At 52.6% G+C, this 13852-nt stretch carries 10 protein-coding genes and 2 pseudogenes; 8 read left to right on the top strand and 4 right to left on the bottom strand.

The window, feature by feature from the left end; translation table 11 throughout:
• Positions 1-150 precede the first annotated feature (150 nt).
• Positions 151-1140 carry a phage shock protein operon transcriptional activator gene (pspF, locus tag HV037_RS11650; protein WP_029139556.1) on the top strand — a complete coding sequence of 330 codons (990 nt, stop codon included), beginning with the start codon at positions 151-153 and terminating at the stop codon, positions 1138-1140.
• A gap of 105 nt (positions 1141-1245) precedes the next feature.
• Here pspF and HV037_RS11645 read toward each other — a convergent pair whose 3' ends face one another.
• Complete coding sequence (locus HV037_RS11645) at positions 1246-2154, bottom strand: SDR family oxidoreductase (protein WP_137367073.1); 909 nt, start codon at positions 2152-2154, stop codon at positions 1246-1248.
• A gap of 786 nt (positions 2155-2940) precedes the next feature.
• Here HV037_RS11645 and sapA point away from each other — a divergent pair.
• The 5 genes from sapA to sapF are packed head-to-tail and all read left to right on the top strand — an operon-like array spanning position 2941 to position 8229.
• A complete protein-coding gene (gene sapA, locus HV037_RS11640; RefSeq protein ID WP_016156639.1) occupies positions 2941-4590 on the top strand; it encodes an ABC transporter substrate-binding protein SapA in 1650 nt (549 codons plus the stop codon).
• Positions 4587-5552 carry a peptide ABC transporter permease SapB gene (gene sapB / locus HV037_RS11635; protein ID WP_003020545.1) on the top strand — a complete coding sequence of 322 codons (966 nt, stop codon included), beginning with the start codon at positions 4587-4589 and terminating at the stop codon, positions 5550-5552. Before sapA ends, sapB begins: the two co-directional genes overlap by 4 nt.
• Positions 5539-6429 carry a peptide ABC transporter permease SapC gene (sapC, locus tag HV037_RS11630; RefSeq protein ID WP_016156640.1) on the top strand — a complete coding sequence of 297 codons (891 nt, stop codon included), beginning with the start codon at positions 5539-5541 and terminating at the stop codon, positions 6427-6429. The genes sapB and sapC overlap by 14 nt, the downstream gene beginning before the upstream one ends.
• The gene (gene sapD / locus HV037_RS11625; protein ID WP_016153234.1) at positions 6429-7421 is read left to right on the top strand and encodes a peptide ABC transporter ATP-binding protein SapD; all 993 of its coding nucleotides are present in this window, start codon (positions 6429-6431) and stop codon (positions 7419-7421) included. The genes sapC and sapD overlap by 1 nt, the downstream gene beginning before the upstream one ends.
• 1 nt (position 7422) lies before the next feature.
• The gene (sapF, locus tag HV037_RS11620; RefSeq protein ID WP_016153235.1) at positions 7423-8229 is read left to right on the top strand and encodes a peptide ABC transporter ATP-binding protein SapF; all 807 of its coding nucleotides are present in this window, start codon (positions 7423-7425) and stop codon (positions 8227-8229) included.
• Between the two features lie 38 nt (positions 8230-8267).
• Here the strand turns inward: sapF and HV037_RS11615 are convergent.
• A pseudogene (locus tag HV037_RS11615) lies at positions 8268-8468 on the bottom strand (EAL domain-containing protein); the annotation flags it as partial.
• A 35-nt stretch (positions 8469-8503) separates the two neighbouring features.
• Positions 8504-9109 (bottom strand): recombinase family protein, encoded by a 606-nt coding sequence (locus HV037_RS11610; RefSeq protein WP_000509966.1) that lies wholly within the window; start codon positions 9107-9109, stop codon positions 8504-8506.
• A 94-nt stretch (positions 9110-9203) separates the two neighbouring features.
• On the opposite strand from HV037_RS11610, the gene HV037_RS11605 reads away from it, so the two are divergent.
• On the top strand, positions 9204-12101 hold the full coding sequence (locus HV037_RS11605; RefSeq protein ID WP_023307208.1) for a Tn3-like element Tn5403 family transposase: 2898 nt from the start codon (positions 9204-9206) through the stop codon (positions 12099-12101).
• A 33-nt stretch (positions 12102-12134) separates the two neighbouring features.
• On the opposite strand, the pseudogene HV037_RS11600 reads toward HV037_RS11605, so the two are convergent.
• Positions 12135-12626, bottom strand: a pseudogene (locus HV037_RS11600) (EAL domain-containing protein); the annotation flags it as partial.
• Positions 12627-13062: 436 nt separating this feature from the next.
• On the opposite strand from HV037_RS11600, the gene fabI reads away from it, so the two are divergent.
• A complete protein-coding gene (gene fabI, locus HV037_RS11595) occupies positions 13063-13851 on the top strand; it encodes an enoyl-ACP reductase FabI (protein WP_016156642.1) in 789 nt (262 codons plus the stop codon).
• The last annotated feature ends 1 nt before the right edge of the window (position 13852 follow it).

Genomic DNA, 13852 nt, shown 5'->3' with positions numbered 1-13852 from the left:
AATCCTCACTTACTGTTCTGATATCGGGCTATGCCCTGCTGTTTTCGTAATGCACTTGGCGTGCCAACTTTTTAACTAATTGATTTTAATGTAAATATCCAATTTTACCTGACGGGAGAATTAGGGTAAATTGGTGAATAACACTAACAAGTGGTGAATTTCATCATGGCAGGATACAAAGACAATATTCTGGGCGAAGCGAACAGCTTTATTGAAGTGCTGGAACAGGTTTCTCATCTGGCGCCGCTGGATAAACCTGTACTGGTTATCGGTGAGCGAGGTACGGGGAAAGAGCTTATTGCCAACCGCCTGCACTACCTCTCCAGCCGTTGGCAGGGCCCATTTATTTCGCTTAACTGCGCGGCCCTCAACGAGAACTTACTTGATTCCGAACTGTTTGGTCACGAAGCCGGTGCGTTTACCGGTGCACAAAAACGCCATCCAGGACGTTTCGAACGCGCCGACGGCGGCACGCTGTTTCTTGATGAACTGGCGACCGCGCCAATGTTGGTACAGGAAAAACTGCTGCGCGTAATTGAGTATGGCGAGCTGGAACGCGTCGGCGGCAGCCAGCCCTTGCAGGTTAACGTGCGACTGGTCTGCGCGACCAATGCCGACCTGCCACGTATGGTCAGCGAAGGCACTTTCCGCGCGGACCTGCTGGATCGTCTGGCCTTTGACGTGGTGCAACTTCCCCCACTACGCGAGCGTCAAAGCGACATCATGTTAATGGCCGAACACTTTGCCATTCAGATGTGCCGCGAGATCGGGTTACCTCTTTTTCCGGGATTCAGCGCCGAGGCCAGAGAAACCCTCCTCCATTACCGTTGGCCGGGTAATATTCGTGAACTGAAAAACGTCGTGGAGCGCTCCGTTTACCGGCACGGTACCAGTGATTACCCGCTGGATGAGATCATCATTGACCCCTTCCGCCGCCATGTTGCGCAGCCACAGGCAGCACCACCAAAGCAGACATCTGTAGCATTACCGCTGGATCTGCGTGAATTCCAGCAGCAACAAGAGAAAGACTTTCTACAAACCAGCTTGCAGCAGGCGAAATTTAATCAGAAAAAAGCCGCTGAGTTACTGGGTCTGACTTACCATCAGCTACGCGCGTTGCTTAAGAAACACCAGATTTAGCGCGCCTCTGCCAACGTTATATTGGAGGGTTTGACGCTTTATTGTCAGCACTCGTCCATTAAAGTCACTTTCCCCTCTGACTTTTCGACTCACGGAGCATAAACGTCAGAGGGTCCCTGTCCCCCCATCAGAGCACCAAACCTGGCCGGATGTATAACTGTTCTCTTCAGCGGCCAAAGTGACATAAAGCGGCGCAATTTCCACTGGTTGACCCGGACGCCCCAGCGGTGCATTTGCCCCAAACTTCTCCACTTTTTCCTGTGGCTGACCACCACAGCATTGCAGTACAGTCCAGTATGGGCCTGGCGCTACGGCATTAACCCGTATCCCTTTCGGTGCCAGCTGTTTCGCCAGCGATTTAGTAAATGCCACGATCGCCGCTTTGGTCTGAGCATAGTCAAGCAGGATTTCACTAGGCTCATAAGCCTGTACCGAGGAGGTATTAATTATCACGCTGTCTCGTGAAAGATGGGGGATAGCCGCTTTGGTGATCCAAAACATAGCGTAGACATTAGTCTTGAATGTGGCATCGAAATCTTCTGTGGTGAGCGCCTCAATAGACTCGCAAAATTGCTGACGACCCGCATTATTGACGAGGATATCCAACCCACCCAGCCCTATTACCGCCTGTTTAACCAGTTGGCCGCAAAAAGTTTCATCTCGAATATCTCCGGGGATAGCCACGACATTTCTGCCTGCTTTTTTTATCAAGTCGACCACTTCACGCGCATCGTCTTCTTCATCAGGTAAATAGTTGATCGCAACATCAGCGCCTTCACGGGCATAAGCGATGGCAACAGCACGGCCAATCCCTGAATCCCCCCCGGTAATTAATACCTTGCGCCCATTCAATCGACCGCTTCCCTGATAGCTCTCCTCTCCATGCTCGGGACGCGGTTGCATTTTTCCGGCCAGCCCTGGGAAGGGTTGCTTCTGCTGTGGAAAAGGCGGTGCCGGAAAACGCGCAGAATGAGTTTTATTGATGGTCTTTTTTTCATTGTTTAAGTCAGCCATTTAAATACCTCTCATTTTTTATCACAAAGATTATTAAGCGTAGACCAAAATGAGTGGCATGACCTTTGTAATTCACCGCAATTTAATATTTCGCGTAATATCACCTCTACCGATACACTAATCACCGTATCGCGCTTTCGAGTATTTTATGAGATTAATCCCTGCTTAACCCATAGCACTTAAATCCATATATATCAATGAAATATATAAATAAAACCTTAACAGGCCAGACAATTTTATTGAGTAACGAGATACCACTCAGAAGCGAGAGGTTAATAGAGTCCTATGCAATTGTTTTTCCTGTATTCATCTACCTACGTCGCCTCGCTTATATTTTACCAACGTTATGATTCAATACTCGTTATCATTTAAGAATTATCCAACAATCAGCATAAATAAATAGCAACCAAATTTAACATCTCAGCCCTATCGAAATGGAGAACGAATGAAATTATCCATAGCACCATTATGAGATTATTTTTATATTTCACTTTCCCCGCGATATTGCTGATGCTCTCTCCTGGCGGTCATGGTCACTTTCCCCCACGTCCCCCTCACATTTTTCTGTCAGCCAGCGAATCCCGCGTTTTAACGAGTCAGATGGGTCATGAAAATGCTAAGATAGTTAACAGAGTAAATTCAAAGTGGATAGCGGGTATGAAGGGTGACCCTGTCGCGATGTTGAATTCGCGGTTATCACCTGTGCGGTCCCCAAACACAAACGGTAATGGCAAATGTCATTAAATATTAGTAAGATAGCCTCTTTATTTATAATCCTTTAAAATTATGCGCCTGGTTTTATCATCTCTGATCGTGATGGCTGGATTTCTGAGTGGTCAGGCTGCTGCCGCGCCTGAACAGGCTTCGCATGCTGATGCTGATATTCGTGACAGCGGCTTTGTCTATTGCGTTAGCGGGCAGGTCAATACGTTTAACCCGCAAAAAGCGAGCAGCGGTCTTATCGTCGACACCCTGGCAGCCCAGCTGTATGACCGACTACTCGATGTCGATCCGTACACCTATCGACTGGTGCCTGAGCTGGCTGAAAGCTGGGAGGTGCTGGATAACGGCGCAACCTACCGCTTCCATCTGCGTCGTGACGTCCAGTTTCAGAAGACGGCCTGGTTCACCCCCACCCGCAAACTGAATGCGGACGACGTGGTGTTTACCTTCGAGCGCATCTTTGATCGCCAGCATCCGTGGCACAATGTAAACGGTAGCAGTTTCCCCTACTTCGACAGCCTACAGTTCGCCGATAACGTCCAAAGCGTACGCAAGCTGGACAACAACACCGTTGAGTTCCGCTTAACTCAGCCCGACGCCTCCTTCATGTGGCACCTCGCCACGCATTATGCCTCCGTGATGTCAGCAGAATATGCGGCTAAATTGGCAAAACAGGATCGTCAGGAGCTGCTCGACAGACAACCCGTCGGCACCGGACCGTACCAGCTTTCGGAGAATCGCGCAGGGCAATATGTTCGACTGCAGCGCCATGAAAAATTCTGGCGTGGTACTCCTCTGATGCCGCAGGTGGTTGTGGACCTCGGCTCTGGCGGCACCGGACGTCTATCGAAACTCCTGACCGGTGAGTGTGATGTTCTGGCCTGGCCCGCCGCCAGTCAGCTCAGCATTTTGCGTGATGACCCGCGCCTGCGTCTGACCCTGCGCCCAGGGATGAACATCGCCTATCTGGCATTCAACACCAATAAACCACCGATGGATAATCCCGCCGTGCGGCATGCGCTGGCGCTGGCCATTAATAACCAACGGCTGATGCAGTCCATCTACTACGGGACGGCGGAAACCGCAGCATCTATTTTGCCTCGCGCCTCGTGGGCTTATGACAACGAAGCTAAAATTACAGAGTACAATCCGGCAAAATCGCGCGAGCAGTTAAAAGCACTGGGGCTGGAGAACCTGACATTACAGCTTTGGGTACCCACCAGTTCTCAGGCCTGGAACCCCAGTCCACTGAAAACCGCCGAGCTGATTCAGGCTGACATGGCTCAGGTGGGTGTGAAAGTTAAAATCATTCCGGTAGAAGGTCGTTTTCAGGAGGCGCGATTAATGGATATGAACCATGATCTAACGTTATCCGGTTGGGCGACGGACAGTAACGATCCTGACAGTTTTTTCCGACCGTTGCTAAGCTGCGCCGCCATCAACTCGCAGACTAACTTCGCCCACTGGTGTAATCCGGAATTTGACAGTGTTCTGCGCAAAGCCCTCTCTTCGCAGCAACTCTCATCGCGAATTGATGCCTATGACGAAGCGCAAAATATTCTCGCGAAAGAGTTACCGATCCTGCCGCTGGCCTCTTCACTGCGTCTACAGGCTTATCGTTACGATATCAAAGGACTGGTGTTGAGTCCGTTCGGCAATGCATCTTTTGCCGGGGTTTCCAGGGAAAAGAAAGATGAGGTGAAAAAGCCATGATTATCTTCACCCTGCGTCGTTTTTTATTGCTGCTGGTCACCCTCTTCTTCCTGACCTTTATTGGATTCAGCCTGAGCTACTTCACGCCTCATGCGCCGTTACAGGGTGCATCGCTGTGGAACGCCTGGGTATTCTGGTTCAATGGCCTCATTCACTGGGATTTTGGTGTATCCAGTATTAACGGCCAGTTGATTTCAGAACAGTTGAAGGAGGTGTTCCCGGCGACGATGGAACTGTGCATTCTGGCCTTTGGTTTTGCGCTGATGGTTGGGATCCCCGTTGGTATGCTGGCAGGGATCACGCGGAACAAATGGCAGGACCGCTGCATCAGCGCCTTAGCGTTGATGGGCTTTTCCATTCCGGTTTTTTGGCTGGCGCTGTTGCTGACGTTGCTCTTCTCACTGACTCTCGGCTGGCTTCCCGTTTCGGGACGCTTTGATCTTCTCTATGAAGTGAAGCCCGTTACCGGATTTGCCATTATTGATGCGTGGATCTCCGACTCGCCCTGGCGCGATGAAATGCTGGTCAGCGCAATCCGTCACATGGTGCTTCCGGTGTTGACGCTTTCCGTCGCCCCTACCACGGAAGTTATTCGCCTGATGCGAATCAGCACCATTGAGGTCTTTGATCAAAACTATGTTAAAGCGGCCGCCACGCGCGGTCTGTCACGCTTAACCATTCTGCGCCGTCACGTTCTGCACAACGCCCTTCCGCCGGTGATCCCGCGTCTGGGCTTACAGTTTTCCACCATGCTGACGCTGGCGATGATCACCGAGATGGTCTTTAGCTGGCCAGGTCTTGGCCGTTGGCTGATTAACGCAATTCGCCAGCAGGATTACGCGGCAATTTCGGCGGGCGTCATGGTGATTGGCTCACTGGTTATCATCGTTAACGTCATCTCTGATATTTTGGGTGCTATGGCTAACCCTCTGAAACATAAGGAATGGTATGCCTTACGATAGCGTCTACAGCGAAAAGCGCCCGCCGGGTACGTTGCGCACCGCATGGCGCAATTTTTACGGCGATGCGACTGCGATGATCGGCCTGTATGGCTGCGCAGGATTGGCGATTCTGTGTATTTTTGGTGGTTGGTTTGCCCCTTATGGCATCGACCAGCAATTTCTCGGCTATCAGCTTTTACCGCCGTCATGGTCGCGCTATGGCGAAGTCTCATTTTTCCTCGGAACTGACGATCTCGGGCGTGACGTGCTAAGTCGCCTGCTCAGCGGCGCGGCCCCAACCGTTGGCGGCGCGTTTGTCGTCACCCTCGCCGCCACACTATGTGGCCTGTTACTGGGCGTGGTTGCCGGCGCAACGCACGGTTTGCGCTCCGCGGTGCTGAACCACATTCTGGACACCCTGCTCTCGATCCCTTCGCTGCTGTTGGCGATTATTGTGGTGGCCTTTGCCGGACCGCATCTGACACATGCGATGTTTGCCGTCTGGCTGGCGCTGCTGCCGCGCATGGTACGCTCCGTCTACAGCATGGTGCATGACGAGCTGGAAAAAGAGTACGTTATCGCCGCTCGCCTGGACGGTGCAACCACGCTCAATATCCTGTGGTTTGCCGTTCTGCCCAATATTACCGCCGGACTTATCACTGAAATCACCCGTGCGCTGTCGATGGCGATTCTGGACATCGCCGCGCTGGGTTTTCTCGACCTTGGCGCACAGTTGCCGTCACCAGAATGGGGAGCCATGCTTGGCGACGCGCTGGAGCTGATTTATGTCGCACCCTGGACGGTTATGCTGCCAGGTGCGGCGATTATGATAAGCGTGCTGCTGGTTAACCTGCTGGGTGATGGCGTGCGCCGGGCAATTATTGCGGGGGTGGAATAATGCCATTACTGGATATCCGCAACCTGACCATTGAATTCAGAACCGGCGACGACTGGGTGAAGGCGGTTGACCGCGTCAGTATGACCCTCAATGAAGGTGAAATCCGCGGACTGGTTGGCGAGTCTGGATCGGGCAAGAGCCTGATCGCCAAGGCCATTTGCGGCGTCGCTAAAGATAACTGGCGCGTAACCGCAGACCGCATGCGCTTTGATGATATCGATCTGTTGCGCCTTTCCGCGCGTGAACGACGCAAGCTGGTCGGCCATAACGTTTCCATGATCTTTCAGGAACCGCAATCGTGTCTCGATCCGTCTGAGCGCATTGGACGACAACTGATGCAAAATATTCCGGCATGGACTTATAAAGGCCGCTGGTGGCAGCGCATCGGCTGGCGTAAACGCCGCGCGATTGAACTCCTGCACCGCGTCGGGATAAAAGATCATAAAGATGCGATGCGCAGCTTCCCGTATGAACTGACCGACGGCGAATGCCAGAAGGTGATGATCGCAATCGCCCTGGCTAATCAGCCGCGTTTACTGATTGCCGACGAACCAACGAACGCGATGGAGCCAACCACTCAGGCGCAAATTTTCCGCCTGCTGACCCGGCTGAACCAAAACAGCAATACCACCATTTTGTTGATCAGCCATGACCTGCAAATGCTCAGCCAGTGGGCTGACAAAATTAACGTGATGTACTGTGGGCAAACGGTGGAAACTGCGCCCAGTAAAGAGCTGGTGACTATTCCGCATCATCCTTATACCCAAGCGTTGATTCGCGCCATTCCTGATTTTGGTAGCGCAATGCCGCACAAAAGCCGCCTGAATACCATGCCAGGAGCCATTCCATTGCTGGAACAATTACCTATCGGCTGTCGTCTGGGGCCGCGCTGCCCTTATGCTCAGCGCGAATGTATCGAAACCCCAAGACTGACCGGAGCAAAGAATCATCTCTACGCCTGTCATTTCCCGCTGAACATGGAGAGAGAGTGAGATGGTAGAAACCCTGCTCGAAGTTCGTAATCTGAGCAAAACCTTTCGCTACCGGACGGGCTTATTCCGCCGTCAGACCGTTGAGGCCGTTAAACCCCTGAGCTTTACCCTGCGCGAGCGTCAGACGCTCGCCGTTATAGGTGAAAATGGTTCCGGTAAATCTACGCTGGCGAAGATGCTGGCCGGTATGATTGAGCCTACCAGCGGTGAGCTGCTGATTGACGATCACCCGTTAAAATATGGTGATTATTCATTCCGTAGTCAGCGTATCCGTATGATTTTCCAGGATCCGTCAACGTCGCTTAACCCACGGCAACGTATTTCGCAGATCCTCGATTTTCCGCTACGTCTGAACACCGACCTCGAGCCTGAACAGCGCCGCAAACAGATCATCGAGACCATGCGCATGGTCGGTCTGTTGCCTGACCATGTGAGTTATTACCCGCATATGCTGGCTCCGGGACAAAAACAGCGTCTGGGCCTTGCCCGAGCGCTCATTTTGCGACCCAAAGTCATTATCGCCGACGAAGCCCTGGCCTCTCTGGACATGTCGATGCGTTCGCAGCTCATCAATCTGATGCTGGAATTACAGGAAAAACAGGGGATTTCATATATCTATGTGACTCAGCACATCGGCATGATGAAGCACATCAGCGATCAGGTATTAGTCATGCACCAGGGTGAAGTGGTTGAACGCGGCAGTACAGCAGATGTTCTGGCCTCGCCGTTGCATGAGCTGACCCGTCGCCTGATCGCCGGTCATTTCGGCGAAGCGCTTACCGCTGACGCGTGGCGTAAAGATCGCTAGCAGATGCAGCCCTCCTCAACCGGAGGGCAATTTTGCAATCAGTGACAAACATTTGGTAAGAGCAGTGTATCAACCTCGCTAAACGCGACCGAAGGGAAAAGGGATCCCTGCATCACCCAAACACCAGCCGCGCCTACTTCGTCGATAAGCTGTTTGGTTTCCACGCCCTCCACCGCAATGCGGTCGCAATATTCGCGGATGTTTTTAATTAGCACCGGGAACATCGGTTTTTCAGCCTGATGGGGTCGGTTCCGGCTGAGGGCGAAATGACACCCTAAGCGTTAGCTCTGTGTCGTTGCACGATGTCAGCGACGGTATTCTTGCTGATACCGAGCTCGCGTGCGATCCAGCGATAGCTGCGTCCCTCGGCCCTCATCGCAACCACCTTAGGCAAAAGTCGGTCTGATTTTGGTCGCACTCCGGCCTGACGACCAAGCCTCTTACCACGTGCCTTCGCAACAGCAAGGCCTGACTTGACCCGCTCGCTGATGAGATCCCGCTCAAACTCCGCAATGCCGGAAAGAAACGTCGCCAGCATTCGTCCATACGGCGACGAAAGATCGAACGCCATTCCATTCATGGCTATCACGGAAACCTTCCAGTTCTCCAGTTCACGTAGCGTATTGAGCAGATCGAGCGTCGAGCGCCCCCACCGGGAAAGCTCAGTGACCAGGATTGCATCAATTTGTCTGGACTGGGCAAGCGCCAGGACTTTCTTTCGCTCGGCCCGGTCGAGTTTAGTTCCTGAACCTGTTTCCTTAAATATTCCCACCACGTCGTAGCCGGCACGGCCGGCGAAGGCTCGCAGATCAAATTCCTGGCGTTCACAAGACTGATCCGCTGTTGAAACCCGGCAGTAAATGGCGGCACGATGTCCCAATTGAACCCTCCTGGATTTTTGTATCGGAACGCCCTGATTTATATGGGCTGGCTGTTGTCCAAAACAGACTATACTTCAAAAGGGACGAATTTGTATGTCACGACGCCATATTTTCACCGAACGGCAGCGAGCAGCGCTGTTCGATCTGCCCACGGACGAACTGTCGCTACTGAAGTTCTACACGCTGGGCGATGATGACCTGGAAAACATTAGGCAGCGCCGCAGACCGGAAAACAGGATTGGCTTTGCCCTGCAACTTTGTGCCTTACGATATCCGGGCCGTGCACTGGCTCCTGGTGAGATGATCCCGCGTGAAGTCCTTTCCTTCGTCGGTGCTCAGCTTGGAGTTCCGGCTGATGCGCTTCTCACTTATGCCACACGGCGCCAAACCCGTCAGCAGCACATGGACACGCTGCGCGAAATTTACGGCTACAAGACCTTCACGGGCCGTGGTGCCCGTGATCTGCGGGAGTGGACTTTCGGCCAGGCCGAAGATGCCAGATCAAACGAGGATCTTGCTCATCGTTTTATTGTGCGGTGTCGGGAAACTTCCACCATTCTGCCCGCAGTATCGACAATCGAGCGCTTGTGCGCGGATGCTCTGGTCGCCGCTGAGCGGCGGATTGAAACGCGGATTGCGGAAAATTTAACAGCGGATGTTCGCGATCACCTGGACAAACTTCTGAGTGAAATGCTCGCCGGCAATATCAGTCGTTTCATCTGGCTTCGCAACTTCGAGGTTGGTAACAACTCGGCTGCTGCTAACCGTTTGCTCGACAGGCTCGAATTTCTGCGTACCCTGAATATCAATCATAGTGCTTTGGCCAGCATACCTGCCCATCGCATTGCCCGGCTGCGTCGGCAGGGTGAACGCTACTTCACCGACGGTTTGCGTGACATCACTTCGGACCGCCGCTGGGCGATCCTTGCCGTCTGTGTTGTGGAGTGGGAAGCGGCGATTGCTGATGCCATAGTCGAAACCCATGACAGGATCGTAGGAAAAACCTGGCGGGAAGCGAAGCGCCAGCATGACGAAACAATTTCCGGCTCTAAAGCCACACTCACGGATACGATCCGTACCTTCACCGCGCTGGGAGCTTCGTTGCTTGAGGCCCGCAGTGACGGAACCCCGCTGGAGATGGCTGTCGCCAGTTCGGTTGCATGGGACCGGCTCGCTCAACTGGTAGCGACAGGGACTCAACTCAGCAACACGCTAGCCGATGAGCCTCTTGCATATGTCGGGCAGGGATACCATCGCTTTCGTCGTTATGCGCCCCGCATGTTGCGCTGTCTGAAGCTCGAAGCCGCGCCGGTCGCCGGACCATTGGTAGCAGCAGCTTTGTCGATCGGAGAGATGAAAGGTGTTGCATCGCCAGAAAGGCGTTTCCTGCGGCCCAGCTCCAAATGGAACCGTCATTTACGAGCTCAGGAAAAAGGAGATACCCGTCTTTGGGAAGTGGCGGTACTCTTTCACCTCCGGGATGCTTTTCGTTCCGGAGATGTCTGGCTCGCTCATTCGCGCCGCTATGGTGACCTCAAGCAGGTACTGGTGCCGATGATCGCGGCGCAGGAAAATGCAAAACTGGCCGTGCCTTCCAACCCACAGGATTGGCTGGCAGACAGAAAGGCGCGACTCACGATCGCTCTTAAGCGGCTGGCCCGGGCTGCCCGTAACGGCACTATTCCGCACGGTAGCATAGAAGATGGAACGTTGCGGATCGACAGGTTGACAGCAGACGTGCCGGATGGTGCCGAGGCACTCATACTGGATCTGTATCGCCGAATGCCGTCCGTTCGGATTACCGACATGCTGCTTGAAGTTGATGCAGCCCTTGGTTTCACAGATGCGTTTACCCATCTGAGAACCGGGGCTCCATGTCGCGACCGGATCGGTCTGCTCAACGTCCTGCTCGCTGAAGGGCTCAATCTGGGCCTGCGTAAGATGGCGGAAGCTACAAACACGCATGATTACTGGCAGCTCTCACGCCTTGCCCGCTGGCATGTTGAAAGCGAAGCCATGAACCAGGCATTGGCAATTGTGGTGGCCGCGCAGGGTAAACTGCCGATGTCACGCGTCTGGGGGATGGGCACGTCAGCATCGAGCGATGGTCAGTTTTTCCCGACAGCGCGGCATGGCGAAGTCATGAACATGGTCAATGCCAAATATGGTTCTGTTCCCGGCCTCAAAGCGTATACTCACGTAAGCGACCAGTTCGCGCCATTCGCTTGTCAGTCGATCCCGGCGACCGTGAGCGAGGCACCGTATATTCTCGATGGACTACTGATGAACGAGGTCGGTCGCCATGTTCGCGAACAGTATGCCGATACAGCAGGATTCACCGACCATTTGTTCGGAGCCAGTAGCCTGCTCGGCTACAATCTCGTTCTGCGAATCAGGGATCTGCCATCGAAGCGGTTGTACGTATTTAATCCCGATACGACCCCCAGGGAGTTACGCAAGTTGGTAGGTGGAAAAGCCCGGGAGGATCTTATCGTTGCGAACTGGCCTGATATTTTCCGTTGTGCCGCGACGATGACCGCTGGCAAAATCAGGCCCAGCCAACTCCTGCGCAAGCTCGCTTCTTACCCACGACAAAACAACCTTGCAGTTGCGCTTCGTGAAGTTGGTCGTATTGAACGGACCCTTTTCATTATTGAGTGGATCCTGGATACGGACATGCAGCGGCGTGCTCAGATCGGTCTTAACAAGGGAGAGGCCCACCATGCGCTCAAAAATGCGCTCCGTATCGGGAGGCAGGGGGAAATTCGCGATCGCACGACAGAGGGGCAGCACTACCGAATCGCTGGGCTCAATTTATTGACTGCGGTGATCATTTACTGGAATACCGTCCATCTTGGTCATGCCGTCACGGAGCGGCGGAACGAAGGGTTGGATGTTCCCCCTGAATTTCTTCCCCACATATCCCCATTGGGCTGGGCGCACATTCTACTGACTGGCGAATATCTTTGGCCCAAGGAACCGAAAGCTTAGGGTGTCATTTCGCCCTCAGCCGGAACCGACCCCCTGATCCAGGAAAAAACCACGATCCAACTTTACAACATCAAAACGACCGCAAACCAGCGGACTGGCCCCAATGCTGCCGGAGCCCAGATCGCCCAGCCATAATGCGTTTGGACCGTCGCAAAGTGAATTAATCAGCAGATTATTCAGACATACGGTATTCGTCAGAAAACGCTCTGAAAGTTCCAGGGCGACAAAAGGCATGGCATGTAGCGCCGATTTGACGCTCGGGTCGCCAATTGCCAGCAGCGCCATTTCATCAATGAGGTTCAGAGTACAGAAAAGGTTGTGGCTCTCAAACCAATTACGCTTTTCGGCAATTAATCGAATTTGCTCGAGCATGAAATTACGTTTTTGTTCGCTATTCCACGCTGAAATGATGAACTCTGGATGTATCGGCGAAACCGTATCTGAAGCAAACCGGACGCTCATCTCAACACCCAGTAACGTATCAGTTGTGTCTCTCATCGGTTCCGCGATGAAATGATAGTGCATAAGACCACTCCAATTGATCATAACTTCCTGATAATGCACTTTTAATCACAATCAATAATAACGATCAATGTATCAATATCGATCGATAAAAACAATATATCATAACGAACTGAATACGGTCATATTTTTTGTTTTAAGAAAGTTCCTACATTGCTATGTTTTAAAACATAAGCTAGCAGCTAATAATACCATTGAGATGCCTTTAAAGCCTTGTATTTTCTCCATCCCCCCGCGCTTCGCAGAATGAATGAGACTTAACCAGGAAAGTGTTATAACCCTCATGTGTAATGAAAAGTGATTATCCGTAAGGGATGATAACTATTCTACAAGGCACAAAGAGTGGGATATAATTGCTGCCCCATTTCGGAACACCTTCAAATTGTGATCATAACTCATTGATTGCTAAAAATAAGCAATGACCATAAGGATTAAAGCTATGGGTTTTCTTTCCGGTAAGCGCATTCTGGTAACGGGTCTTGCCAGCAAACTGTCCATCGCCTGGGGTATCGCTCAGGCCATGCATCGCGAAGGGGCTGAACTGGCGTTCACCTACCAGAATGACAAACTAAAAGGCCGCGTCGAAGAATTTGCAGCTCAATTGGGTTCCAGCATCGTACTGCAGTGTGATGTGGCGGAAGACGCCAGCATTGATGCACTGTTTACCGAACTAGGCAAAGCCTGGCCGAAATTCGACGGTTTCGTGCACTCGATTGGTTTTGCGCCCGCAGACCAGCTGGATGGCGACTATGTGAATGCAGTCACCCGCGAAGGCTTCAAAATTGCTCATGACATCAGTGCTTACAGCTTTGTGGCGATGGCAAAAGCCTGCCGTTCCATGCTGAACCCAGGCTCAGCGCTGCTGACGCTATCCTATCTGGGCGCAGAGCGCGCCATCCCTAACTACAACGTGATGGGCCTGGCAAAAGCCTCACTGGAAGCGAACGTCCGCTATATGGCTAATGCGATGGGTCCTGAAGGCGTGCGTGTGAACGCTATTTCTGCCGGTCCAATCCGTACACTCGCCGCTTCCGGCATTAAAGATTTCCGTAAAATGCTGGCGCATTGTGAAGCGGTTACGCCGATTCGCCGCACTGTAACCATTGAAGATGTGGGCAACTCCGCAGCATTTTTGTGCTCCGATCTTGCTGCCGGCATCTCGGGTGAAGTCGTTCACGTCGATGGTGGCTTCAGTATCGCGGCAATGAACGAGCTGGAACTGAAATAAT

The organism is Citrobacter sp. RHBSTW-00017, from assembly GCF_013797615.1.
GTDB classification, from domain to species: domain Bacteria; phylum Pseudomonadota; class Gammaproteobacteria; order Enterobacterales; family Enterobacteriaceae; genus Citrobacter; species Citrobacter braakii.
This window is presented reverse-complemented; position numbering and strand designations above follow the sequence as displayed.